This window comes from Streptomyces sp. NPDC090127 (assembly GCF_044746945.1).
Taxonomy (GTDB): Bacteria; Actinomycetota; Actinomycetes; order Streptomycetales; family Streptomycetaceae; genus Streptomyces.
In genome coordinates this window covers 600,085-624,178 of sequence record NZ_JBIVDE010000002.1, presented here as the reverse complement: position 1 = coordinate 624,178, position 24,094 = coordinate 600,085, and the positions used below count along the sequence as shown (strand labels likewise).

At 70.7% G+C, this 24,094-nt stretch carries 20 protein-coding genes and 1 pseudogene; 11 read left to right on the top strand and 10 right to left on the bottom strand.

Annotation, left to right across the window (positions count from 1 at the left end; all coding sequences use genetic code 11):
• Positions 1 to 118: 118 nt before the first annotated feature.
• Together ACIPPS_RS08435 and ACIPPS_RS08430 are read left to right on the top strand one after the other, a co-directional pair.
• Positions 119 to 2,452 (top strand): annotated as a pseudogene (locus tag ACIPPS_RS08435) (AbfB domain-containing protein); the annotation flags it as partial.
• Complete coding sequence (locus ACIPPS_RS08430; RefSeq protein ID WP_401429539.1) at positions 2,441 to 2,950, top strand: AbfB domain-containing protein; 510 nt, start codon at positions 2,441 to 2,443, stop codon at positions 2,948 to 2,950. The pseudogene ACIPPS_RS08435 and the gene ACIPPS_RS08430, both read left to right, overlap by 12 nt.
• Before the next feature lie 153 nt (positions 2,951 to 3,103).
• Here ACIPPS_RS08430 and ACIPPS_RS08425 read toward each other — a convergent pair whose 3' ends face one another.
• The 3 genes from ACIPPS_RS08425 to ACIPPS_RS08415 form a co-directional block, all read right to left on the bottom strand.
• Positions 3,104 to 5,449, bottom strand: coding sequence for a phosphoketolase (locus ACIPPS_RS08425; RefSeq protein ID WP_401428418.1), 2,346 nt, complete (start codon positions 5,447 to 5,449; stop codon positions 3,104 to 3,106).
• 101 nt (positions 5,450 to 5,550) lie between these two features.
• Complete coding sequence (locus ACIPPS_RS08420; RefSeq protein WP_401428416.1) at positions 5,551 to 7,047, bottom strand: aminotransferase class I/II-fold pyridoxal phosphate-dependent enzyme; 1,497 nt, start codon at positions 7,045 to 7,047, stop codon at positions 5,551 to 5,553.
• A 70-nt stretch (positions 7,048 to 7,117) separates the two neighbouring features.
• Positions 7,118 to 8,026 carry an SDR family oxidoreductase gene (locus ACIPPS_RS08415; RefSeq protein WP_401428414.1) on the bottom strand — a complete coding sequence of 303 codons (909 nt, stop codon included), beginning with the start codon at positions 8,024 to 8,026 and terminating at the stop codon, positions 7,118 to 7,120.
• A gap of 268 nt (positions 8,027 to 8,294) precedes the next feature.
• Here ACIPPS_RS08415 and ACIPPS_RS08410 point away from each other — a divergent pair, with 268 nt between their 5' ends.
• Together ACIPPS_RS08410 and ACIPPS_RS08405 are read left to right on the top strand one after the other, a co-directional pair.
• Positions 8,295 to 8,882, top strand: coding sequence for a GAF and ANTAR domain-containing protein (locus ACIPPS_RS08410; RefSeq protein ID WP_401428412.1), 588 nt, complete (start codon positions 8,295 to 8,297; stop codon positions 8,880 to 8,882).
• Between the two features lie 43 nt (positions 8,883 to 8,925).
• Entirely contained in the window at positions 8,926 to 9,657 is a 732-nt protein-coding gene (locus tag ACIPPS_RS08405; RefSeq protein WP_401428409.1) for a GAF and ANTAR domain-containing protein, read from the top strand.
• A gap of 52 nt (positions 9,658 to 9,709) precedes the next feature.
• Here the strand turns inward: ACIPPS_RS08405 and ACIPPS_RS08400 are convergent, their stop codons facing one another.
• The 4 genes from ACIPPS_RS08400 to ACIPPS_RS08385 all read right to left on the bottom strand — a co-directional run bounded on the left by ACIPPS_RS08400 (position 9,710) and on the right by ACIPPS_RS08385 (position 13,841).
• Positions 9,710 to 10,102, bottom strand: a complete 393-nt coding sequence (locus ACIPPS_RS08400; RefSeq protein WP_401428406.1) for a hypothetical protein — start codon at positions 10,100 to 10,102, stop codon at positions 9,710 to 9,712.
• A 290-nt stretch (positions 10,103 to 10,392) separates the two neighbouring features.
• Positions 10,393 to 10,869 carry an STAS domain-containing protein gene (locus ACIPPS_RS08395; protein WP_401428404.1) on the bottom strand — a complete coding sequence of 159 codons (477 nt, stop codon included), beginning with the start codon at positions 10,867 to 10,869 and terminating at the stop codon, positions 10,393 to 10,395.
• 223 nt (positions 10,870 to 11,092) lie between these two features.
• Complete coding sequence (locus ACIPPS_RS08390) at positions 11,093 to 12,889, bottom strand: thiamine pyrophosphate-requiring protein (RefSeq protein ID WP_401428402.1); 1,797 nt, start codon at positions 12,887 to 12,889, stop codon at positions 11,093 to 11,095.
• A 142-nt stretch (positions 12,890 to 13,031) separates the two neighbouring features.
• Positions 13,032 to 13,841, bottom strand: a complete 810-nt coding sequence (locus ACIPPS_RS08385) for an SDR family NAD(P)-dependent oxidoreductase (RefSeq protein WP_401428400.1) — start codon at positions 13,839 to 13,841, stop codon at positions 13,032 to 13,034.
• A gap of 102 nt (positions 13,842 to 13,943) precedes the next feature.
• On the opposite strand from ACIPPS_RS08385, the gene ACIPPS_RS08380 reads away from it, so the two are divergent.
• From ACIPPS_RS08380 to gap, 5 genes are all read left to right on the top strand, one after another.
• Positions 13,944 to 14,138 carry a hypothetical protein gene (locus tag ACIPPS_RS08380; protein ID WP_401428398.1) on the top strand — a complete coding sequence of 65 codons (195 nt, stop codon included), beginning with the start codon at positions 13,944 to 13,946 and terminating at the stop codon, positions 14,136 to 14,138.
• Between the two features lie 105 nt (positions 14,139 to 14,243).
• Positions 14,244 to 14,702, top strand: coding sequence for an STAS domain-containing protein (locus ACIPPS_RS08375; protein ID WP_401428395.1), 459 nt, complete (start codon positions 14,244 to 14,246; stop codon positions 14,700 to 14,702).
• Positions 14,703 to 14,825: 123 nt separating this feature from the next.
• On the top strand, positions 14,826 to 15,242 hold the full coding sequence (locus ACIPPS_RS08370; protein WP_401428393.1) for a CBS domain-containing protein: 417 nt from the start codon (positions 14,826 to 14,828) through the stop codon (positions 15,240 to 15,242).
• A gap of 244 nt (positions 15,243 to 15,486) precedes the next feature.
• A complete protein-coding gene (locus ACIPPS_RS08365) occupies positions 15,487 to 16,443 on the top strand; it encodes a GlxA family transcriptional regulator (protein ID WP_401428390.1) in 957 nt (318 codons plus the stop codon).
• Between the two features lie 195 nt (positions 16,444 to 16,638).
• Positions 16,639 to 17,637: a type I glyceraldehyde-3-phosphate dehydrogenase gene (gene gap, locus ACIPPS_RS08360; protein ID WP_401428387.1), complete on the top strand. Its 999-nt coding sequence runs from the start codon at positions 16,639 to 16,641 to the stop codon at positions 17,635 to 17,637.
• A gap of 198 nt (positions 17,638 to 17,835) precedes the next feature.
• Here gap and ACIPPS_RS08355 read toward each other — a convergent pair whose 3' ends face one another.
• The 3 genes from ACIPPS_RS08355 to ACIPPS_RS08345 all read right to left on the bottom strand — a co-directional run bounded on the left by ACIPPS_RS08355 (position 17,836) and on the right by ACIPPS_RS08345 (position 20,340).
• Positions 17,836 to 18,624 carry an ABC transporter permease gene (locus ACIPPS_RS08355; protein WP_401428385.1) on the bottom strand — a complete coding sequence of 263 codons (789 nt, stop codon included), beginning with the start codon at positions 18,622 to 18,624 and terminating at the stop codon, positions 17,836 to 17,838.
• A complete protein-coding gene (locus ACIPPS_RS08350; protein WP_401428383.1) occupies positions 18,621 to 19,559 on the bottom strand; it encodes an ATP-binding cassette domain-containing protein in 939 nt (312 codons plus the stop codon). Before ACIPPS_RS08350 ends, ACIPPS_RS08355 begins: the two co-directional genes overlap by 4 nt.
• Positions 19,560 to 19,677: 118 nt before the next feature.
• Positions 19,678 to 20,340, bottom strand: a complete 663-nt coding sequence (locus ACIPPS_RS08345) for a DUF4097 family beta strand repeat-containing protein (protein WP_401428381.1) — start codon at positions 20,338 to 20,340, stop codon at positions 19,678 to 19,680.
• A 650-nt stretch (positions 20,341 to 20,990) separates the two neighbouring features.
• Between ACIPPS_RS08345 and ACIPPS_RS08340 the strand changes: the two genes are divergently transcribed.
• A complete protein-coding gene (locus ACIPPS_RS08340) occupies positions 20,991 to 22,526 on the top strand; it encodes an alanine/glycine:cation symporter family protein (RefSeq protein ID WP_401428379.1) in 1,536 nt (511 codons plus the stop codon).
• Positions 22,527 to 22,751: 225 nt separating this feature from the next.
• Complete coding sequence (gene nhaA, locus ACIPPS_RS08335; RefSeq protein ID WP_401428376.1) at positions 22,752 to 24,053, top strand: Na+/H+ antiporter NhaA; 1,302 nt, start codon at positions 22,752 to 22,754, stop codon at positions 24,051 to 24,053.
• Positions 24,054 to 24,094 lie beyond the last annotated feature (41 nt).

Sequence of the window (24,094 nt, the reverse complement as noted above, 5' to 3'; positions counted from 1 at the left end):
TCGTGTTACCTTCCGGGCACTTCGCTCGCTCCACCCCGTTCGGAATCCCGCCCGCTGTCATGGCCGACGGCCGCGCGGTGCGCCGGACTCCGTGCGCCGTCCTGCCCGGAGGAGTTCCATGCGACGCATCATCGCCGTTCTCACGGGGCTGTGTCTGATGGCCGGAGGCCTTCTCCTCACCGGCCTCACCGGCACCGCCGCCGCCGTCACCCCCAAGCCGCCCCCCTTGACCACTCCGTGGACCAGCCAGGTGTCCACCACGGCCCCCCTGCCGGAGTACCCGCGCCCGCAGCTGACGCGGCCGGACTGGCAGAACCTCAACGGAGAGTGGCAGTTCCTCAACCCGCCGACCGACAGCGTGGGCAACGTCAACCGCAACGCCGCCCCACCCGTCGGGCAGACCCTGCCGGAGCGCATCCTCGTGCCCTACCCGGTGGAGTCCGCACTCTCCGGGATCATGCGCAACGACAACCGCGACCTGATGTTCTACAAGCGGACCTTCACCGTTCCGCAGAGCTGGAACGGCAGACGGGTGCAGCTGCACTTCGGCGCCGTCGACCACGAGGCCACCGTCTGGGTCAACGGCACCCAGGTCACCACGCACAAGGGCGGCTACGACCGGTTCGAGGTCGACGTCACACCGCAGCTCAACGGCGGCACGAACGAGCTGATCGTGCGCGTCTACGACCCGACCGACGGCCGCGGCGAGAAGCAGCCGGTCGGCAAGCAGGTCAACAACCCCGGCGGCATCTTCTACACGCCCACCTCGGGCATCTGGCAGACGGTCTGGCTGGAGCCCACCCCCACGTCGTCGATCTACTCCGTCGACATCACGCCGGACCTGTCGACCGACACCGCGCGGATCCGGGTCTTCACCCGCGGCGACGTCTCCGGCCACACCGTGCTCGCCGAGGCGGTCTCCGGATCGACCGTCGTGGGCCGCGCCACCGGCGGTCTCACCGAATTCTCCGTGCCGGTGCCCGACGCCCGCCGGTGGTCGCCCGACGACCCGTTCCTGTACGACCTGAGGGTCACCCTGCGCAGCGCCTCCGGCGCCGCCGTCGACAGTGTCACCAGCTACTTCGGCATGCGCGAGATCGGCAAGAAGCTGGTCGACGGGGTCATGCGCCCCACTCTGAACGGCGAGTTCGTCTTCCAGATCGGCACCCTCGACCAGGGTTTCTGGCCGGACGGCCTCTACACCGCACCCACCGACGAGGCCCTCGCCTTCGACCTGCGGAAGCACAAGGACCTCGGCTTCAACATGGTGCGCAAGCACATCAAGGTGGAGCCCGCACGCTGGTACCACCACGCCGACCGGCTCGGACTCCTGGTGTGGCAGGACATCCCGTCCACACCCGCGTTCGACGCCGACCGCACCGCCGCGCAGATCGCGCAACTGGAGACCGAGGCCCGCGAGATCATCGACGAGCACCGCTTCTCCCCGGCCGTCGTCACCTACGTCCCGTTCAACGAGGGCTGGGGAGAGTGGGATCTCGCCGCGACCCGGCGGGTCACCACCGATCTGGAGAACCACGATCCGACCCGCCTGATGAACGCCCACAGCGGCTACAACTGCTGCGCATCCAAGGGCGATCCGGGCACCGGTGACATCATCGACTGGCACGTCTACACCGGACCCGACGCACCACGCCCCTCCGCCACCCGCGTCTCCGTCCTCGGCGAGTTCGGCGGCATCGGACTGCGCACGCCCGGCCACGAGTACAGCCCGAACGGTCAGTTCTTCGCCTACGAGCAGGTGTCCAGCCGCGAGCAGCTGAACGACCGCTACACCGGCATGGTCCGCGACGTACAGCAACTGATGGGCACCAAGGGCCTCTCCGCGTACGTCTACACCGAGATCACCGACGTGGAGGGCGAGTACAACGGTCTGCTCACCTACGACCGGCGGGTGCAGAAGGTCGACACCGACCAGCTGCGCCGGGCCCACGCAGGCCTCGTCGCCGCCTCGCGCAACCTCAACGCCGCCGTCCCCCTCCGTCTCGGGCATGTCCGGTCGTTCAAGGTGACCACAGCCGGTCACACCGACCGCTATCTGCGGCACGCGAACTCCGAGGCCCGCACTGACGTGCTGACACCGGCCTCCGCCGACGGCGCACGTCAGGACGGCTCGTACCGCACGGTCGCCGGTCTCGCCGACCCGCGCTGCTACTCCTTCGAGTCGGTCAACCAGCCCGGCCGCCATCTACGGCACGCCGCCGGCCGGGTGCGGGTCGACGCGGACACCGGGGGCACCTTCGCCGGGGACGCCACCTGGTGCGGCCGCCCCGGCCTCGCCGCCGGCGGCGTGTCCTTCGAGTCCCTCAACCACCCCGGCCATTACCTGCGGCACTACGCCGACGGCGTGTACCTCGCCCGCAGCGGTGGCCCGAACGCCTGGGACACCCCGGCGTCCTTCGCCGCCGACGCCACCTGGAACGTGGACCAGCCCGCGCTGTGGCGCAGTTCCGTGCTGCTGCCCACCGACAGGCGGCAGTCGTTGCGCGTGACCACGTGGGGGCACACCGACCGGTACCTGCGGCACGCCGACAGCCTGGCCTTCACGGAGATCGTCGACTCCGGCAGCAGCGGCCTGCTCAAGCAGGACGCGACGTACACCGTGCGCCGGGGCCTCGCGGACTCCTCCTGCTACTCCTTCGAATCGGTGAATTACCCCGGGCGGTTCCTGCGGCACGCCGACAGCCGCGTGCGCACGTCACCCGACGACGGCTCGGCACTGTTCCGCGCCGACGCCACCTTCTGCGCCCGGCCCGGGATGGGCGGTACGGGAGTCACCTTCGAGTCGATCAACATCCCGGGCTCCTACCTCCGCCACTACGCGTCCGAGGTCTTCATCGCCTCCGGCGGCGGAACCGGTGACCACCACGACCGCCCCCAGGCCCTCTCCGCCGACAGCAGCTGGATCCTCGCGGCCCCGTGGTCGCCGTGACCGGGTGAGCGCTCGAAGGACGGCGCACCGGGAGACCCGCTCGGACCGGCCTCGTCGCGCCCGACCCTAGGGGGTGTCTTGTCCGGAAGGTCTGGCCTGGCTCGGCGGGCGGACGGCCGAACTTTCCGGACACTCCCGAGCGGGCGACGGACCTCACGCCTCCCATCGCCAGTCGGTGACCGAGGCCGGGTCGACGCCGGTACGGCGCAGTTCGCGCCGGATCTCGTCACGGCTCCGGACGTAGTGCGCCGCGAGGTCGCCGGTCTCGGCCGGACGGCCGCGCAGGTGACCGAGGGCGGTGACGGCCAGGTCGTGTCGCGACGTGCCGTTGCTGATGAGCAGGTCGTACGGCGTCGTGGTGGTGCCCTCCTCGACGTACCCGCGGACGTGGAAGCGGCTCGGGTCGGGGCGGCCGTGCAGCAACTGGTGCACAGCGGACGGGTAGCCGTGGAAGTCGAGCACGACCGGTGTGTCGTGGCCGAACAGCTCGGCGAAGGTGGCTTCGTGCATGCCGTGAGGATGGCGCTCGGGGGTGGCGAGCGCGCACAGGTCGACGATGTTGACGACGCGGACCCGCGCGTCGGGCAGGTCGCGCCGCAGCATGTCGGCGGCGGCCAGGGTCTCGACGGTGGGGATGCCGCCGGCGCAGGCCAGGACGACCTCGGCGTCCTCGCCGTGGTCGTGGGACGCCCAGCGCCACACCGATGCCCCGGCCTCGCAGTGGCGGCGGGCGTCGTCCGGCCCGAGCCACTGGGCGGCGGGCTGCTTGCCCGCGACCACGACGTTGACCTTGCCCGTCTCGTCCAGCAGACGCTCCATGGTGACCAGCAGCGTGTTGGCGTCGGGCGGCAGGTAGACACCGGTGACGGTGCTCTTCTTGGTGAGCAGGTTGTTGATGAAACCCGGGCCCTGGTGGCTGTAGCCGTTGTGTTCCTGGCGCCAGCCCTCGCTGGTCAGGAGATACGTCATGCTGCTGACCGGGGCCCGCCACGGCACCTCGTGGGACATCTTCAGCCACTTGCCGTACTGGTTGACCATGCTGTCGACGACGGACGCGAAGGCCTCGTAGGTGGGGAACAGCCCGTGACGCCCCGTCTGCAGATAGCCCTGGAGCCAGCCCTGGCAGTTGTGCTCCGAAAGGACCTCCATGACCCGCCCGTCCCGCGCGAGGTCCTCGGCGTACTCCTCGACCGGCCACACGTAGGCGCGCTTGCTCGTCGCGAGTACGGCGTCGAGCTTGTTCGAAGCCAGCTCGTCCGGTGAGACGATCCGGAAGTCCCGCCGGGTCTCGGTCCTGCGCATGAGCTCGGCAAGCCATGCGGCGAGCACCTTGGTGGGGCTCGCGCGGTGCGCGCCCGGCCCGTCCGGCAGTTCGACCGTGTACGGCGCGAGATCGGGCAGGTCCAGCGGCTCGCGCAGCCGGCCGCCGTCCGCGGCGGGCTGCATCCCGATCCGGCGCTTGCCGTCGGGCACGGCGGCCAGTACCTCCGCGCCGGGCCGGCCGTCCTCGTCGAAGAGCGCCTCGGGCCGGTAGGAGCGCAGCCAGTTCTCCAGGGCGGCCAGTTGCTCGGGGTCCTCGCGTACGTCCGCCAGCGGAACCTGGTGGGCGTGGAAGGTGCCTTCCAGCGGCTGCCCGCCGACCTGCTCGGGCGCACCCTGGCCCTTCAGGCTCCGCAGCACGATCATCGGCCAGGCCGGGCGGGCGGCCGGCCGACCGGCCCTGGCGGCCGACTGGATGGCGCGGACGGCCGCGTGCGCCTCGCGGACGGCGTCGGCCACCGGGTCGCCGGCCGGGCGGCCGGTCACGTCCACGATCCGTGGATCCCAGCCGTAGCCGCGGAACAGGTGGATCAGTTCCTCGTCGGACATGGTGGCGAAGAGGGTGGGCGAGGAGATCTTGTAGCCGTTCAGATGCAGAACGGGCAGCACGGCCCCGCAGGTCACGGGATCGAGGAACTTCGGCGAGTGCCACGCGGCCGCGGTGGGGCCGGTCTCGGCCTCGCCGTCGCCGACGATGCAGGCCACCAGCCGCTCGGGGGCGTCCAGCGCGGCACCGAAGGCGGTGGCCAGCGCGTAGCCGAGCTCGCCGCCCTCGTGGATCGTGCCCGGCACCGACGGGGACAGATGGCTCGGGAAGCCGTCGGGGGCGCAGTAGCGGCGGGCCAGCTCGGTCAGCCCCGCCGTGTTCCGGGCGAGGGCGGGGTCGTACTCCTCATGGGTGCCCTCCAGCCAGAGGTTGGCGTGGTTGGCGGGCGCGCCGTGACCGGGCCCGGTCACCAGGAGCACGTCGGTGTCCCGCTCGCGGACGAGCGTGTTGAGCGCCGCGTACACCATGGTGATCCCGGGGCACGACCCCCAGTGGCCCAGTAGGCGCGGTTTGATGTGCTCCGGCCGCAGCGGCTCGCGCAGCAGCACGTTGTCCCGCAGGAAGATCAGCGCGGCGGCCACGTAGTCGGCGGCGCGCCGGTACTCCGAGCCGTCCTGGTGCTCCCCACCCATGTGGTGGCCTCCGTTTCTGCCTGGTGCCGCGCGGGTACCCCGGACGCCGCGGCGCAAGCGCCCCGCCGGCGTGAGTCCGCTCGCCGTCGCGTACGGGCCGTTCAGCGCGGGTCGTTGTCGGCGACGACCCGCACGGTGCGCAGGTCGGAGTCCGCGGCGTCGGGCAGGTTCATTCCCGCGTCGACTCCTGTGCGGAGGTAGCGCAGGACCGGCTCGGTGAGGCGTTCTCCGGGGAGGACGACCGGGATGCCGGGCGGGTAGGGCGTCACCATCTCCGCCGCGATCCGGCCGGCGGCCGATTCCAGGGGGACGTCCTCGGTACGGGCGAAGTAGGCGTCGCGGGGGAGTTGCGCCTGCTCCATGCGGAGGTTCTCCGGGGCGGGGACGCTCACCTGCGGGGCGGGTCGCAGCCGGGGTGCGTGGCTCGCCAGGTCCTTGAGGGCCGTCAGCAGAAGGCCGGCCGTGTCGTCGTCGTCCGCGTGCGTCAGCTGGGCGCTGAGCCTTCGGTGATCGAAGAGGTGCATGTCGATGTGGTGGTTCTCGCGGAGCCAGTCGGCGGCGTCGTAGCCGGTGATCGCGAGGTCCGACAGGTCGATGACCACCGGCAGCGGGTCGAACTCGTAAGCGAGTCCCGGGCCGCAGAAGTCCACCGCGTCGTTGACGTGCAGCCCGTCGATCCGCTCGATCTCGCCACGGACACGCGCGGCGAGGTCCAAGGCCCCGGCGAGAAGATTCTTGCCGTCCCTGACCATCTGGCGGCGCCAGCCGTCGATACCCGCGTACAACAGGACGGACGGGCTCGTCGTCCCCAGCAGGTCGGCACGGGAGGCCAGATCGGCGGGGTCGATCAGTCCGCCGCGCAGATGGAAGACCGACCCCTGCTCCAGGCCGCTGCCCATCTTGTGGATGCTGGTGACGCAGACGTCCGCTCCCGCGTCCATCGCCCAGGTGGGCAGGTCCGGGTGGAACGGCAGGTGGGCGCCCCAGGCCTCGTCGACCACGAGCGGCCTGCCCCGGCGGTGGCACACCTCGGCGATGGCGGCCAGTTCGGCCGCCGAGCCGTACGGGGTCGGGCTCGTGACCAGCGCGCCCCGGGCGTCGGGGTGGTCACGGAAGGCCTGCTCGTACGCCTCTGCCGTGGGCGCGTGGGCGAGGTGCCGCTCGCGGTCCCAGGCCGGCTCGACCCAGACCGGTTCGATCCCGCAGAGGATCAACCCCGCCACGACCGACTTGTGGGCGTCCCGGCCGATCAGCAGCTTCTCGTGCGGCGCGGCGACCGTCAGCATCGCGGCCTTGACCGACAGCGAGCTGCCGCAGGTCGAGAAGAAGGTGTGCTCGGCGTGGACCGCCTCGGCCATCAGACGCTCGGCGCGCTCGAGGACCTTCCCGCGCGTCCTTCGGTCGTCCAGGCCGCCACTGGCCAGTACGTCGGCGTGGAACACCGCGTCGCCGAGCACCCGGCGGACGGCCGGGTCCGCTCCTCGCGCCTGCTTGTGCCCCGGCGGTGTGAACCCCACCTCCCCTGCCCGGTGATAGCGCTCCAGCGCCTCCAGGACGGGGGCTTGTTCCTGATCGTGGTGCTGATCCGATGTCGTCATGCATGCACGTCTTCCCCGCGTTCGCCATTTTCCGCCTCCTGCGCCCGTCCGGACGTGGCCGCCACGGGGCTCACGGGAGGGGAGTGCCGCCGGTGGCGTTGACGATCTCCCCGGTGATGTAGCCGGCCTGCGGAGAGGCCAGGAACACGTAGGCGGGGGCCATCTCGGCCGGTTGGGCGGGTCGCCCCAGGGGAGACTGTTCGCCGAAGTGCTTCGTCTCCGGCATCGTCGCGGGGATCAGCGGGGTCCACACCGGGCCGGGCGCGACGGCGTTCACCCGGATGCCGCGCTCGGCGAGCATCTGCGCCAGGCCGTGGGTGAAGGAGACGATCGCCGCCTTGGTCATCGCGTAGTCGAGAAGGTGAGGACTGGGCTGATACCCCTGGACGGACGTCGTGTTGATGACGGATCCGCCGCGCGGCATGTGGGCGAGTGCCTGGCGGGTGAGCCAGAACATGCCGTACAGGTTCGTCTTCATCACCCGGTCGAACTGCTCCGTGGTGATCGCCTCGATGCCGTCCGGCTGTGCCATCTGGTACGCGGCGTTGTTGACGAGGATGTCGATCCGGCCGAGTTCGCCGACGGCCCGTTCGATCAGCTGCGCGCACTGCTCCTCGTCCCGGATGTCGCACGGAACGGTGACGGCGGTACGCCCGGCCTCACGTACCAGACGCGCGGTCTCCTCGGCCTCGCCGGCTTCTTCGGGCAGGTGGGTGAGGACGACGTCCGCGCCTTCGCGTGCGAACGCCAGACATACGGCCCGACCGATTCCGGAGTCCCCGCCGGTGACGACCGCCGCCCGGTCGGCGAGGAGCCGGTGTCCCTGGTAGGAACTCTCACCGTGGTCGGGGCGTGGATCCATGTGCTCGGTCGAGCCGGGATGCTCCTGCCGCTGTTCGGGCTGTGGGGGCCGGGGGTACCGGGACGTCGGGTCGGGGAGGGCGGGCTCGTCCTGTGCGGGCGTGGGATTCATGGTCATCGACTACCCGTACATCTCGGGCAAAACCCGCAGATCTCGGCCCGCTTCTCCGTGACGAGGGGTGAGAGAATGGGGCAGGGCCTGCCGCGGGAGGTGTGGAGTCGTGGACCCTGTTGCTCCCGGTGACGGGCCTCCTCTCTTCAGTGCCCAGGAGGCCCGGCGGCTGTCGTCGGTGTTCGGAGGGGCCGTCTCCGGTGTACCGGCCAGAGACGTGCCGGCGGTGCTGTGCCTGGCGTGCGTCGATCTTCTGGACATCACGGGAGCCTCCGTGTCCCTCGCGGGGGAGGGCGACGCGAATACGTTGTGGTGGTCCTCCGACGAGCGGGCCGGCCGTCTGGCGGAGGCCCAGTACTCGCTGGGCGACGGCCCGTGCCGCAGCGCACTGGCGTGGGCGGCGCCCGTCCTCGCGGTCGATCTGTCCCTGGGGCAGGACGCCCGGCGGTGGCCGATGTTCGCCCAGCAGGCGGTCGCGCTCGGGGTGAAGGCGCTGTTCTCCCTGCCTCTGGGCAGTGGCGGCCTGGCCATCGGGACACTGGATCTGTACCGGGACACGCCGGGACCGCTGTCCGAGCGGGACCAGTCCTTCGCCTTCCCGGCGGCGGACGCGATCACGACCGCCCTGCTCGCGCTCCACACCCAGGAGGACGGGACCGACGGACAGACCGCCGAGTGGCTGCACGCGGCGGAGACCGACCATGAAGAGGTCCACCGTGCGACCGGGATGATCATGGTGCATCTCGAAGTGAGCGCGGAGGACGCCCTGGCCCGGTTGAGGGGCCATGCCTTCGGCCACGGACAGACCGTGACGGAGACGGCTCGCGACGTCATTGCCGGGAGGATCAGGTTCGATGAGTAACCCGACCGAGGGTTGGACCGCAGCAGCGGAAACGGTGACCGGCATGACGCGTGAACGGCAGCTCACCGAGGCGTTCGTCAGCCTCACCGACGTCACGGCCGACGAGGTCGACCCGATGGTCCTCCTGCGCCGTCTCGTGGACCACAGCGTCCGGCTCACCAGCGTCGACGCGGCCGGTGTGATGCTCGCCAACGCACGAGGACAGCTCCGTCCCGTCGCCGCGACATCGGGTCAGGTGGAGATGACGGAGATGCTCCAGGGCCAGATCGCGCAAGGGCCCTGCGTCGACGCGTACGTCACCGGCGTGCCGGTCCACGCCGACGACATCGGCGCGCGGGCCGACCGTTGGCCCGCCTTCGTACCGCTCGCCGAGGCCGCCGGATTCCGCGCCGTGCACGCGCTGCCGTTGCGCGTCCGCCACCAGCGGGTCGGGGCGCTCAACCTGCTCGCCCACGGCCCCACCTCCCTGAGCGCGGACGAGACCCACCTGTTGCAGGCGCTGGCGGACACGGCGGCCACGGCGGTGATCACCTGGACGTCCGATCCTCTGCGGCCGTTCGACATCGTCACGCGCGCCCAGGCGGCCCTGTCAGGGAAGGCGCTGGTCGACACCGCCATCGGGATGATCGCCGCCACCGCCGGCATCGGCCCGAGCCGCGCGGCCGAGCACCTCTCCGCGTACGCGGCCGCCCGGGGCGAACGCGTCTCCGAGGTCGCCGCGCAGATGGTGAAGCGGGTGCTCCTGCCGGAGACGGTCCTGCGCTTCGAGCCGTGAACACCGTGAACACACTGGGCGCCGTGGGCATGAGGGCGGTGCCGCGTGGTGATCAGCCGGCAGGTTCGGCGCGAAGCGCCTGATAGATGCCTGTAGCGCGCTGCGCTGCCACGCGCGTACCGAGGGCGCGGGACAGCGCTGACCGCGCACTGTCGTCGACCGCCGCCGCCGGGACGTACAGCACCGCGTCGTCGGGCGGGACGCAGAGCAGGCTCACGCGGTGCCGCTCGGTCCAGGCCCGGACCGGGGCGAGGACGCCCGCACTGTCGGTGACGGACACCTGCTCCATGTCGAGGACGAGGAAGTCGACACCGGGAGGGACCCGCGCCAAGGCGGGCATGAGCAGCGCCACGTAGGCGGAGGTCGGAGAGGCGTACGACGGCGGGCGCACGGTGACGACCGCGAACGAGCCCAGGATCCGGGTGTGCGCGAGCCACGTGTTCATGAGGGCTTCCCCACCTAGGGGGCGGCAGCCTTGAGACAGCGAACCCGAAGGGTCGTGATCGGAGCACGGCGGATGCCGTGGACATGTCCGGCGATCAAAGCCGCGAAGGCAGCCGCCGAGGGCGGGGGCGCCGAAGCCTCGGAACGACGGAACCAGGCTGTTCCATCTCCTCCATCCTCCCACTTCCGGGGCGGCCGGAAGCCTCGTCGGTCTCGCGTGCACGGTCGGCGGCATCGGCGACCGGGGGAGCCGTACCCCTGGTGCGGGGGGGCGTACCCCTGGCGCCGTGCTCAGCTTCTGCGGCGGGTCCCCTGCGGCACGCCGCAGAAGCTCGCCACCGCCGGGACGGAGCGGTCGAGCCCGGCTGCCTGCATCCCGCGCTTCCAGCCCTCCCGTACGTGGGCTTCGAGACTGCGGCGCAGGGCGACCGAAGGAGCGGGCGGCCGGCCGGCGCAGGAGTTCGACGTCGTTCGATCGACGTCCCGCGCCAGATCCAGGAGGCGCAGCGGCTGCGGGCGCCAGTTGACGAGGAACAGCGCCACTCCCAGCGCGTCCAGCCGTTCGGCCAGGGAGAGCAGGCACTTCAGGCCGGACACGTCCATGAACGGCACCCGCCCCATGTCGCAGACGACCACGCGGACGCCGTCGTCGACGGAGCTCTGCACCCGTTCGAAGGCCGTCCGCCCCGCCCCGTCGAGCTCTCCCGCCGGGACGAGGTGGAGGACGCTCTCATAGCGGGTCACCGTGATGTCGAAGGCGTTCTCCATGGGTCATCACCTCGCCGTACAGGTGATCTGTGTCCGGTCCGCCGAAACATGTTCGGCCGACGCAACGATTTTCGCCCGGATCCGTGGCCCGGGGCAACCGCGTCGCGCCTCGCCCCGCCCGCGTGGCCGCTTCACGTACGACATCCGCGCCCTGACCGGGCGGGTCGGCCGGGAGTCCGTCACCGCCCGCCGCAGGGCGGGAAGCCGTGCCGTGGGTGGTACCTCAGCCCCGTCCCTTCCGGTGGGGGAGAGCCTCCTGGAGCTTCGCCTTCAGCCCCTGAGCCACGACATGCCCGCGCCCCTTGTCCTTCGCCAGGGCGGACGCGGTCGCCTCGATCTGCTCCCACGTGGAGTGGGGCGGGATCGGGGGGGCGGCGGGGTCGGTGCGGAAGTCGAGGACCACGGGACCGTCCGCGGAGAGCGCTGTCCGCCAGGCCTCCTCGACGTCCTCCTGTCGCGTGACGCGGATCCCGTCCATGCCGAGCGAGCGGGCGAAGTCCGCGTACGCCACGTCGGGAAGCGCCTGGGAAGGCTCGAAGGGAGGAGTGCCGCCCATGGCGCGCAGCTCCCAACTCACCTGATTGAGATCCTGGTTGTTCCACACCGCGACCACCAGCCGGGGATCCGCCCACTCGGTGGCGTACTTGGCCACCGTCACCAGTTCGGCGAGGCCGTTCATCTGCATGGCTCCGTCGCCGACGAGGGCGATGGCAGGCCGGTCGGGGTGCGCGAACTTGGCGCCGATCGCGTACGGGACGGCGCTGCCCATCGTGGCGAGCGTCCCGGACAGGGAGCCGCGCATGTGTCCGTGGAAGGTCAGATGGCGCGCGTACCAGTTCGCGGGAGAACCGGAGTCGCACGTGATCATCGCGTCGTCCGGCACCAGGGGGTCGAGGGCATGCGCGACGAACTCCGGGTTGACGGGGTCGGCTTCGAGCTCGGCTCGTCGCTCCATCACCGTCCGCCACCTGCGCACCCCGGACGCGGTCGTCTCCTGCCAGGACCGGTCCTCCTTGCGCGCCAGCAGGGGAAGCAGCTTGCGCAGGGTGGCCGCGGCGTCTCCCACGAGGTTGACCTCGTAGGGGTAGCGCATGCCGATCAGATGGGGGTCGATGTCGATCTGGACGGCTCGCGCCTGCCCGTAGGGCGGCAGGAACTCGGCGTACGGGAAGTTGGACCCCACCGTCAGGAGCGTGTCGCAGTCGCGCATCAGCTCGTACGACGGACGCGTGCCGAGAAGCCCGATCGAGCCCGTCACGTACGGCAGTTCGTCACTCAGCGCGTCCAGTCCGAGCAGGGCCTTGGCGACGCCGGCACCGAGCAGGTCGGCCGTCTCCGCCACCTCCAGCCGAGCCCCGGCCGCACCCTGGCCGACGAGCATGGCCACCCGCCGTCCCTCGTTGAGGAGTTCGGCTGCCCTCGCGACGGCGTCGTCGTCGGGGACGGGTGCCCAGCCGCTCGCGTCGAGGCTCGACGGGACCATCTTGTGGGCGTGTTCGGGTGCGGAGTACTCCAGTTGCTGCACATCCGCCGGTATGATCACGGCGGTCGGTGCGCGCCGGGCGTACGCGGTGCGGATGGCTCGGTCCAGGACGTTCGGCAGCTGCTCCGGCACGGTGACCGTCTCCAGGAAGTCCGACGCCACGTCCTTGAACAGGCTGTGCAGGTCGACCTCCTGCTGGTACGCCCCGCCCATCGCGCTGCGATCCGTCTGCCCGACGATGGCCACCACCGGGACATGGTCCAGTTTGGCGTCGTACAGGCCGTTGAGGAGATGGACCGCGCCGGGGCCGGACGTCGCCACGCAGACACCGACGCGTCCGGAGAACTTGGCGTAGCCGACCGCCTCGAAAGCGGCCATCTCCTCGTGCCGTGCCTGGATGAAGCGAGGGTCGTCACCGGCCCGCGCCCACGAGGTCAGCAAACCGTTGATGCCGTCGCCGGGATACCCGAAGACATGCCTGACTCCCCAGGCCCGCAACCGCTCGAGTACCCGGTCGCCCACCGTCTCCTTGCTCACGAGAACACTCCTCCGTCCCTCAGTACCTTGTCCTGGTCGACATCGCCGAAGCCGCGCCATGCGGCTGCCCATGGACGCGCCGAACATGCCGGACGTATGCCGGGCGCCGTCGGTCGGACCGCGGGTCGCCGCGCCCCGCGCTTCAGGCGTCCGTTCCGCTGCCCGGCTTCGCCATGCGGCGGTGGCCCTCGGCCTTGACCTTGTCGGGGAGCACCCGGCCGACCAAGCCCTGTGCCTTCGTCTTCCAGGAACCGGCGACGACCTTGTCCCTGCCCGCCATCATCGCCTCGAAGCCCTGCGCCGCCACGAGGCCGGCGTCGTCCTTCTCCGACCGGCCGACCTTCGTGTCCAGCATGTCGGCTCGCGCGAAGAACTCGGTCTCGGTCGGACCGGGCATGAGCGAGGTGACCGTCACGCCGGTCTCCTTCAGCTCGTTCTGGAGAGCCTGCGCGAAGGACTGGAGGAACGACTTGCTCGCGTTGTACACCGCCTGGAACGAACCGGGGATGGTGGAGGCGATCGATGACGTGATCAGGATCCGGCCCTGCCCGTCCTCCACCATCCTCGGCAGCAACAACTTCGCGAGATGGACGGTGGACGTCACGTTGAGGTCGATGATCGCCAGCTCGTCGGCCAGCTCGGTCTTCAGGAAGGGCCCGCCGTGGCCGACTCCGGCGTTCAGCGCGGCTGCCGCGACCGGCCGTCTTGTGGCGGTGATCGCGCGGTGGAGCGTTTCGACGCCCTCTCGGCTGCTGAGATCGGTCTGGACGGTCTGGACGGTCTGCGCGGGAGTTCCGTGCGTGGTCAGGGCGGCTGCCGCCGTCGCGAGGGAATCGTCCTCGGCGGCGATGATCAGGTCGAAGCCGTGTGCGGCGAACTGTTCGGCCAGCTCGAATCCGATACCGCTCGACGCCCCGGTGACGACTGCGAGGGGGTGGGCTGTTGTCTCCATGCGAGGCGCGTAACCTGCCCGGGCGCGCCTAACCGTCCCGAAGCCCAGGCGTCGGACTGGTCCCGCTCGCGTGCGGGCCCTCGTCGTCGTAGACCTGAGGGTATGAGCGATGACAAGACTTCATGGCATCCGGGCGAAATCGTGCCCGACAGCGGGATCTACGCATGCGACTGCGGCGGAGAACACCATTGGAGCACCGACGTGAAAGGCCACCGTTTCCCGCCGCTCCCAGCGGGATGCCCGGGCGAATTCTGGGCGCTGAAGACCCAGGCTCACCCTGAGGGCCACCCCGGCTGACTCCGAATGCTCCGCGACCTCGTAAGGCGCCGCGCGGGAGAAGCGTAGCCTCAGAGGGAGGAGCAAGGTCGAAGCCCGGGTGGGGCGTGGCTCGTGCCGTGAGGCATGCGCCGCTCGGCCGCCTCCGCTGCCGGGGTCACGGAAGGGCGTGCTGCCTTGGGCTCCTGGCCGTACCGTCGAAGGGCGGATTCCCCGCCCCCGACGCCACATCGGCAGACGTACGCGGCGCCGAACGGTGCCGCCGAGGTCACCCTTGAGCACACCGAGGATGCGGCCGACTACGTGCTTCGTGCCCGTGGCGCGTTCGACGTGGAGAGCGTCGACTGCCTGAACCGCGCCTTGCGCGATGTCCCGCAGACCCGTCCGGGACGCACGGTCATCGACGTGGCGGACGTCGAATTCGGTGATTCCTCGTTTTTGCACGCACTTGTCCGCGCACATTTCCAGGAGCGCACCCTTCTCATCGCGGGACCGCTTCCTTCGGAACTCCGACGCCTTTTCCAGGTCACCGGAAGTCTGCGCATGTTCACCGTCGTGCGGTCCTGTCCCGGCAGCGCGGCGTGAGGATTCTTTGCCGTTCGGTCGGTACCGGGGTCGGGCTCTGGGGCGCCCCGGCTGGATTGCATGCGAGGGGAATTCCGGGGCAGGGGGGTGGCGAAGGCCGATGCGATCCGAAAGGAGACGGCGATGACCACCGCACGGGAGATCATGAGCCCGGACGCGACGTGCGTGAAAGCCACCGACACGGTCCTGGACGCGGCGAAGAAGATGAAGGAGCTCGGCGTCGGCGCGCTGCCGATCTGCGGTACCGACGAGAAGCTCAAGGGCATGCTGACCGACCGCGACATCGTCGTGAAGGTGCTGGCCCAGGACAAGGACCCCGCCACGTGCACGGCCGGTGAGCTCGCTCAGGGCGAAGCCGTCACCATCGGCGCGGACGACGAGGCGGACGAGATCCTGCGCACCATGAAGGAGCACGAGGTGCGTCGGCTGCCCGTGATCGACGGGCACACCCTCGTGGGCGTCGTGGCCCAGGCGGATGTGGCGCGCGCTCTGCCGAACCCTCAGGTCGGTGACCTCCTGGAGGCCCTCTCCGCCGCGTGACGCGCGGCGCCGACTCGTGCGCTCCGCCTGCGTGCAGGGCTGTCGCCCACGGGTCCGACCGTGGCCCGGGCGGCACCGCCCACCACAGCGCGCGTGGGCCGGGCGGCACCGCCCATCACAGCGCGCGTGGCCCGGGCGGCACCGCCCACAGAGCGGCGCCGCAGCCCACCCCAGGGCCGTCGGCGCCGCCCACCTCAGGGCAGGGGCGCCCGAGTCGGGCCGCCGGGGGCCGTACTCTCCTCCTGTGCCCGAACCCCGCCTGCGTCGCGTCGCCGTCCTCGTGCTGGAAGGTGCGAAGCCGCTCGATGTCGGGATCCCCGCGCAGGTTTTCACCACCCGCGCGAGCATGCCGTACGAGGTACGGGTGTGCGGGGCGGCGCCCGGTCCGGTGACCGGTGGCGACGGCCTCGCCTACCACGTCGCCCACGGCCTCGACGCGCTCGCGTGGGCCGACGTCGTCTTCGTCCCCGGCTACCGCTCCCCGGACCGGGACGACCCGCCGGAGGCCGTCGTCGAGGCGCTGGTCACCGCCCACGACCGGGGTGCGCGGCTCGCCGCCATCTCGACGGGCGCCTTCGCGCTCGGCGCCACCGGCCTGCTCGACGGCAGACGTGCCACGACGCACTGGCACTACACACGGGCCCTCGCGGCCAGGTATCCCCTCGTCCAGGTCGACGAGAACGTGCTGTTCGTCGACGAGGGCAGCGTGCTCACGTCGGCCGGCGCCGCCTCCGGCATCGACCTGTGCCTACACATCCTGCGCGGCGACCTCGGAGTGGCCGCGTCCCACCACGCGGCCCGGCGCCTCGTCGCGGCCCCCTACCGCAGCGGCGGCCAGGCGCAGTACGTACCGCGCAGCGTCCCCGAGCCGCTCGGCGAACGGTTCGCAGCCACCCGCGAGTGGGCGCTGCACCGCCTCGGCGAGCCCGTCACCCTGGACATGCTGGCGCGCCGGGCAGGGGTCTCGCCGCGCACGTTCTCCCGTCGTTTCGTCGAGGAGACCGGCTACACCCCGTTGCAGTGGGTGATGCGCGCCCGCATCGACCTGGCCCGCGAACTGCTCGAGCGCTCGCAGCGCAGCGTCGAGCAGATCGCCACCGACGTCGGGCTCGGCACCGGGGCGAACCTGCGCCTGCACTTCCAGCGCGTCCTGGGCACCACACCGAGCGAGTACCGGCGCACCTTCACGCGGGGCGAGTGACGCGCCGGGCGCGTGACGCACGGGGGAGCGACGCGCCGGGCGAGTGACGCGCCGGCCGCGTGGCGGGATCGGCGCTGCGGGATCGGTGGGCGCCTGCACCGACGTGGCGAGATTCTTTTGAACCATGGCGATCCCGCCACTGTCAGCGATGCCCGCGGCGCGCGAGCCTGGTGCGGAAGGGAAGGGACACCACTCATGACTCGTATCGCCATCAACGGATTCGGCCGCATCGGACGCAATGTGCTGCGCGCCCTGCTGGAGCGCGACAGCAAGCTGGAGATCGTCGCCGTCAACGACCTGACGGAGCCCGCCACTCTCGCCCGGCTGCTCGCCTACGACAGCACGGCCGGCCGGCTCGGCCGCCCGGTGACCGTCGACGGGGACGTCCTCGTCGTCGACGGCCGTCGGATCACCGTGCTGGCCGAGCGCGAACCGGCGCAACTCCCGTGGGCCGAGCTCGGCATCGACATCGTCCTGGAGGCCACCGGCCGCTTCACCTCCGCCAAGGCCGCCCGGGCCCACCTCGACGCGGGCGCGAAGAAGGTGCTCGTCAGCGCACCGTCGGAGGGCGCCGACGTGACGCTCGCGTACGGGGTCAACACCGACGCCTACGACCCGGCCGTGCACACGATCGTCTCCAGTGCCTCCTGCACCACCAACGCGCTCGCCCCGCTGGCCGCGGTCCTCGACGAACTCGCCGGTATCGAGCACGGGTTCATGACGACGGTGCACGCCTACACGCAGGAGCAGAACCTCCAGGACGGTCCGCACCGCGACGCCCGCCGTGCCCGCGCCGCCGGGGTCAACATCGTGCCGACCACGACCGGCGCCGCCAAGGCGATCGGCCTGGTGCTGCCGAACCTCGACGGCAGGCTGTCGGGCGACTCGATCCGCGTACCGGTGCCGGTCGGCTCGATCGTCGAACTCAACACGACCGTCGCCCGCGACGTGACGCGCGACGAGGTCCTGGCGGCGTACCGCACCGCGGCGGAGGGGCCGCTCGCCGGCATCCTCGAGTACTCGGAGGACCCGCTCGTGTCGTCCGACATCACGGGCAACCCCGCCTCGTCGATCTTCGACTCGGCCCTCACCCGCGTCGACGGCCGTCACGTCAAGGTGGTCGCCTGGTACGACAACGAGTGGGGCTTCTCGAACCGCGTGATCGACACACTCGAGTTCCTCACCACCGCCTGACCGGGAAGCCGGGGCTGCTCCCATGCCGTCGAGGCCCAGGTCGGCGACGAGGACGGCCTCCTGCTTCGACGGCACCGCCGGCCGCGCAGGCGTCCCCGCCCCGCACGCGAAAGGGGCGGCGTACCCGACGTGGTGTCGGAGTACGCCGCCCCGGGGGCGGAACTCGGTGGCGGGAGGCGGCCCGCGCTGTCATGGCGCTTACTGCGGGTCGCTGTTGAACTTCGAGGCCGACCAGAAGTAGCCGAGGACCGCGAGGCCCACGCACCAGGCGACCGCGAGCCACCCGTTGTGACCGATCTCGGTGCCGAGGAGCAGACCGCGCAGGGTCTCGATGGCGGGGGTGAAGGGCTGGTACTCGGCGATCGGCTGGAACCAGCCCGGCATCGCGTCGACCGGGACGAAGGTGCTGGAGATGAGCGGCAGGAAGATCAGCGGCATCGCGTTGTTGCTGGCGGCCTCGGCGTTCGGGCTGATCAGGCCCATGCCCACAGCGATCCAGGTGAGCGCCAGGGCGAAGAGTGCCAGCAGCCCGAACGCCGCCAACCACTCCAGGGCGGTGGCGTCGGTGGAGCGGAAGCCGATGGCCACGGCGACGGCGCCGACGAGGACCACGCTCATCACACACTGCAGGACGCTGCCGACGACGTGTCCGACGAGCACCGAACCCCGATGGATCGCCATCGTGCGGAAGCGGGCGATGATGCCCTCGGCCATGTCGGTGGAGACGGAGACCGCCGTGCCGATCGTGGTGCCGCCGATGGTCATCATCAGGATGCCCGGGACGACGTAGGCGATGTACGCGGAGCGGTCCGCGCCGCCGCCGATGCCCGCACTCATGGTGTCGCCGAAGATGTAGACGAAGAGCAGCAGCAGCATGACCGGCGTGAGCAGCAGGTTCAGGGTGAGGGAGGGGTAGCGCCGGGCGTGCAGGAGATTGCGGCGCAGCATCGTGGTCGAGTCGCGCACGGCGAGGGAGAGAGAGCTCATCGGACAGCCTCCTTGGCGGTCAGGGCGAAGAACACGTCGTCGAGGTCGGGGGTGTGGACGGTCAGTTCGTCGGCCTCGATGCCGGCGGAGTCCAACTGGTCGAGGACGGAGCGCAGTTCGCGCTGACTGCCGTCGCTGAGTATCTGCAGCGCGAGCGCCTCGTCGTCACGGGTGGCCTCGCGCAGCGCGCCGGCGGCGGACCGGTAGGCGGCCGGGTCGGAGAAGCGGAGCCTGACGTGCCCGCCGGGGACGATCCGCTTCAGCTGCTCGGCGGTGCCCTCAGCGGCGATCTTGCCGTCGTTCAGCACCGCGATGCGGTCGGCGAGTTCGTCGGCCTCCTCCAGGTACTGGGTGGTGAGGAAGACGGTCACGCCGTCGGCGACCAGTTCGCGGATGATCTGCCACATGTTGTGGCGGGAGCGGGGGTCGAGGCCGGTGGTGGGCTCGTCCAGGAAGATGATCCGCGGGCTGCCCACCAGGGTCATGGCGATGTCGAGACGGCGCTTCATGCCGCCGGAGTAGGTGGAGGCGGGCTTCGACGCGGCCTCCACCAGGTCGAAGCGCTCCAGGAGTTCGGCGGCGGTGCGGCGGCCCTCGCTGCGGGAGAGGTGGTGCAGGTCGGCCATGAGGAGCATGTTCTCCTCGCCGGTGATCAGGCCGTCGACGGCGGAGAACTGTCCGGTGACCCCGATCGCGGACCGGACCGACTGCGGCGAGGTGGCGAGGTCGTGGCCGCCGATACGGATCTCGCCGGAGGCGGGGCCGGGGGAGATGAGGGTGGAGAGGATCTTGACGGCGGTGGTCTTGCCGGCGCCGTTCGGGCCGAGCAGCGAGAAGATCGTTCCTTCGGGGACGGCCAGGTCGATGCCGTCGAGGACGGTCTTGTCGCCGTAGGACTTCCGCAGCCCGTACGCCGCGATGGCCAGGTTGGTCATGATCGGGTGCTCCTCAGAAGCGGTGAGTCAGAAGGAGTGGGTCAGCAGCGGGGGGAAACAGGGAGGGGCAGAAGCGGGGGGTGGGAACAGGGGGCGGAAGGAGGGGAGGAGAAGCGGGTCAGAGGCTGCGGGCGGTGATGTCGCCGTGCGGGGTGGTGGCGCGGATGGCGAGCTCGGTGGTGCCGTCGTTCTTGAGGGAGTCGCTGACGCGGCCGTGTCCGCTGCCGGCGTCGAGGGAGGCGGAGACGCCGACGGCGGCGCAGACCGAGATGTCACCGGACCCGGTGCGGAGCACGACCGTGCCGCGGACGGCCTCGGCGATCCGGATGTCTCCCCGTGCGGTGCTGACCTCCGCCGAGCCGCCCAGTCGGCCGACCGCGACGTCGCCGTCGACGGCGGTGAGGCGGATGCTCGCGGCTTCGTCGATCGTGATCTGGCGGTACGCGCCGTCGAAGGCGAGGTCGCCGAGCCGTCCGGTGGACCGGAGTTCGGCGGCGCCGGCCGTGGCCTCGACGTGGGAGCCGGCGGGCAGCTGGACGGTCACCTCGACGGAGCCGGAGTCGCCCAGGGCCTTCTTCGCCGCCGGGTACTCCACGCGCAGGACGCCGTCGGCGTAGGTGACCTCGACCCGCTCGGCGGCCTGCACGTCGCGGCTCTTGGAGGCGTCGGCCGGGAGGACCTCGACGGTGGCGTCGGCCCGCTCGGCGGCGATGAACCGGATGCGTCCGGCGGGGACGGCGAGGACGGCGGTGACCGGGGCGGTGGTGTCGAACTTCTGCATCGTGCTCTCCTGGGCTCGTCGTTTCCGATGAGTGAAAAGCTACGTTGCATTCGAGGTTCGGGCAACATGCTTGTTGCGTGAAATCCGTATCGCTGCACGTGAAGACAGGTTTTTCGTTGCAACGTGCGTAGAATTAACGCAACGTCAGACAGTGCTGTGTTGCAATAGGTTAAGAGTGAACGCTAAGGCGCCCGCTCTTCCGGCCCATCGGCGGCTCGCCGGGCGCCGCGTCGACCGCCGACGCGGCCGTGAGGGCTGTGGGGGCCTGCGGGACAGGCGCCTGGGGCGTCACGGTGCTGACCTGCGGAAATAAGTGCCCTGTGAACGGATACGCCTGTCCGGATAACGGTCGAGTCACGGCTGCTGGGGATATGGAAGATCACCTTCAGTCATGTGAGATGGGCCACACAGATTCATCAGGTTGTCGTGGTAGGAATGCGCAACTTCGCAGGTGGCACCACCCATCGCCGCCCGCGGAGCGGTCGGCACGCACCGGCCTGCCCCACACCTGCCCGACCGAGGTGGTCACGCTCCGAGTCCGCGGACGTGGACACCTCGGGTCGCCGACCGGACGACGGCGTTCGCTCACAGACCGCACTCCCCACCGGCGCAGCCTCCCGCGCGTCGGTCCTGCGTACTGAGGTCCCACCGTGTCACTCGATTCCTTCACCCACTCCGTCGACGACGCCGTCAGCGGCTTCTTCGAGCCCATAGCCAAGTGGCTGGGCGAGGTCGTCTTCTACTCCGTCCCCGTAGGGGGTACGGACCTTCCGCTGATCGTGGCCTGGCTCGTGGTCGCGGGGCTGGTCTTCACGGGCTGGTTCGGCTTCGTCCAGCTGCGCAAGTTCCGGCTCGCCCTCGACGTGGTCCGCGGCAAGTACGACGAGAAGGGGTCGGCCGGTGAGGTCAACCACTTCCAGGCGCTGACCGCCGCCGTCTCCGGCACGGTCGGCCTCGGCAACATCGCCGGTGTGGCCGTCGCGGTCTCCATCGGCGGTCCCGGCGCCACGTTCTGGATGATCCTCTGCGGTCTGCTCGGCATGGCGACGAAGTTCGTCGAGGTCACCCTCGGTGTGAAGTACCGCGAGGTGCACCCCGACGGCACCGTCTCCGGCGGCCCGATGCACTACCTGCCCAAGGGCCTGGCCGACCGCTTCGGCAAGAACGGCAAGACCCTCGGCAAGGTGCTCGCGGTCCTCGCCTCCTTCATGGTGCTGTTCTTCGGCCTCTTCGGCGGCAACCTCTTCCAGGTCAACCAGTCGTACGCCCAGCTCGTCTCCGTCACCGGCGGCGAGGACGGCCTCGTGGGATCGTCCGCGGGCGCCCTCTTCTTCGGCGTTCTCGTCGCCGCCCTGGTCGGCATCGTGCTCCTCGGCGGCATCCGCTCCATCGCCTCGGTGACCAGCAAGCTCGTCCCCGCCATGGCCGGCATCTACATCGTCGCCTGCCTCGTCGTCATCCTGGTGAACGTCACCGCCGTCCCCGCCGCGATCTCCTCCATCATCGAGGGCGCGTTCAACCCGCAGGGTGTCGCCGGTGGCGTCCTCGGCGCGCTGATCATCGGCTTCAAGCGGGCCGCGTTCTCCAACGAGGCCGGCCTCGGCTCCGCCCCGATCGCGCACTCCGCGGTGAAGACCAAGCACCCCGCGAGCGAGGGCCTGGTCGCCCTCCTGGAGCCGTTCATCGACACGGTCGTCATCTGCACCATGACCGCGCTGACCATCGTCATCGCCAACCCGGCCAGTTGGGCCGAGGCTCGTGCCGGCGAGTCGATCGGCGGGGTCACGATCACCTCCGACGCCTTCGGCACCGTCCTGCCCTGGTTCCCGTACATCCTGACCGTCGCGGTCATGCTCTTCGCCATCTCCACGGTGCTGACCTGGGGTTACTACGGTCTCAAGGCGTGGACGCACCTCTTCGGCCGCAGCCGCACCAGCGAGATCACGTACAAGGTCGTCTACACCGTCTTCGCGGTCGCGGGTTCGCTGCTCACCCTCCAGACGCTGATCGACATGGCCGACGCGGTGCTCTTCATGCTCGCGGTCATCAACATCATCGGCCTGTACCTGCTCGCCCCGGTCGTCAAGCGCGAGCTGAACTCGTTCCTGGCCTTCGTGAAGAAGCGCGACGCCGGGCTCGAGACGGACGAGGACTCCGACCAGGAGTCGGTGAAGACCACCGTCTGACCGCCCCGGCGGCCCGGCTCCGGAGAGGGTCCGTCCCCACCTCGCGCCTTGGTGGGGGCGGACCCTCTCGCCCGTTTCCGCAGATGACAGACGTCCTGGCGAGACTCCTGGTCACCCGATAGGGTGTTAAGAACGCATCAACATGATGCTGGTGTGCCGGGAAGTCTGGTCGGCGTCCGAGGGTCTGTGTGCCCATCTGCCGACAAGCCCCGGAGGACCCTTCCCATGACTGAGGCACGCCCCCCGCGCACCACCGTGTTCGGTGTCCTGCCCTGGCCCGAACGCCAGGCGATCACCGAGGCGCTGCGTACGGAGACCGTAGGCGGTCTCGTCCTGCTCGCCGCCGCCGTGGTCGCACTGGTGTGGGCGAACAGCCCGTGGAGCGCGGCGTACGAGTCCGTACGGGACTTCCACTTCGGCATACCCGCCCTCGGCCTCGACCTGTCGGTCGGCCACTGGACGGCCGACGGACTCCTCGCGGTCTTCTTCCTGGTCGCGGGCATCGAGCTGAAGCGCGAACTCGTCGTCGGTGAACTGCGCACCCCCGCCACCGCGGCCCTGCCCGTGATCGCCGCCCTGTGCGGCATGGCGGTCCCGGCGGCCCTCTACACCCTGGTCGCCGCGTCCGGCGGCGGAAGCCTCCACGGCTGGGCCGTCCCCATGGCCACCGACATCGCCTTCGCCCTCGCCGTCCTCGCGGTCATCAGCACCCATCTGCCCTCCGCGCTCCGGGCGTTCCTCCTCACCCTCGCCGTCGTGGACGACCTCGGCGCGATCCTCATCATCGCGGTCTTCTTCACCTCCGGCCTCAACTTCTGGGCGCTGGGCGGGGCGTTCGCCGGCCTGGTCCTCTTCTACGTCCTCCAGCGCCTCCGGGTCCGTGGCTGGTGGTGGTACGTGCCCCTCGGCGTCGCGACCTGGGCGCTCATGTACAACTCCGGCGTCCACGCCACCGTCGCGGGCGTGGCCATGGGCCTGATCCTCCGTACGACCCGCGACAAGGGCGAGGCCGCCTCGCCCGGCGCGCGCGTCTCGCACCTCGTCCACCCCGTCTCCGCGGGCGTCGCCGTCCCCCTCTTCGCCCTCTTCGCCGCAGGCGTCACCGTCTCCGGGGGCGCGCTGGGCCGCGTCTTCACCGACCCCGAGCCCCTCGGCGTCGTCACCGGCCTCGTCGTCGGCAAGATCCTGGGGATCTTCCTCGGCACCTACCTCGCCGCACGCTTCACCCGGGCGCGGCTCAACCCCGACCTGGCCTGGGCGGACGTATTCGGTCTCGCGACCCTGGCCGGGATCGGCTTCACGGTCGCCCTCCTGATCGGTGAACTGGCCTTCCCCGACCCGTCCGAAGCCGAGCACATCAAGGCCGCCGTCCTCGTCGGCTCGTTGATCGCCGCCGCCCTCGCCGCCGTCCTCCTGCGCCGCCGCAACCGCCTCTACAAGCGCCTGTACGAGGAGGAGGAGCGCGACGACGACGCCGACGGCATCCCCGACATCTACCAGACGGGCTCCCGCAGCGGCGCGAGGTGACCGCCGCGGAGCCCTCGGTGGGCTCCTCCGGTCGCCTCCGA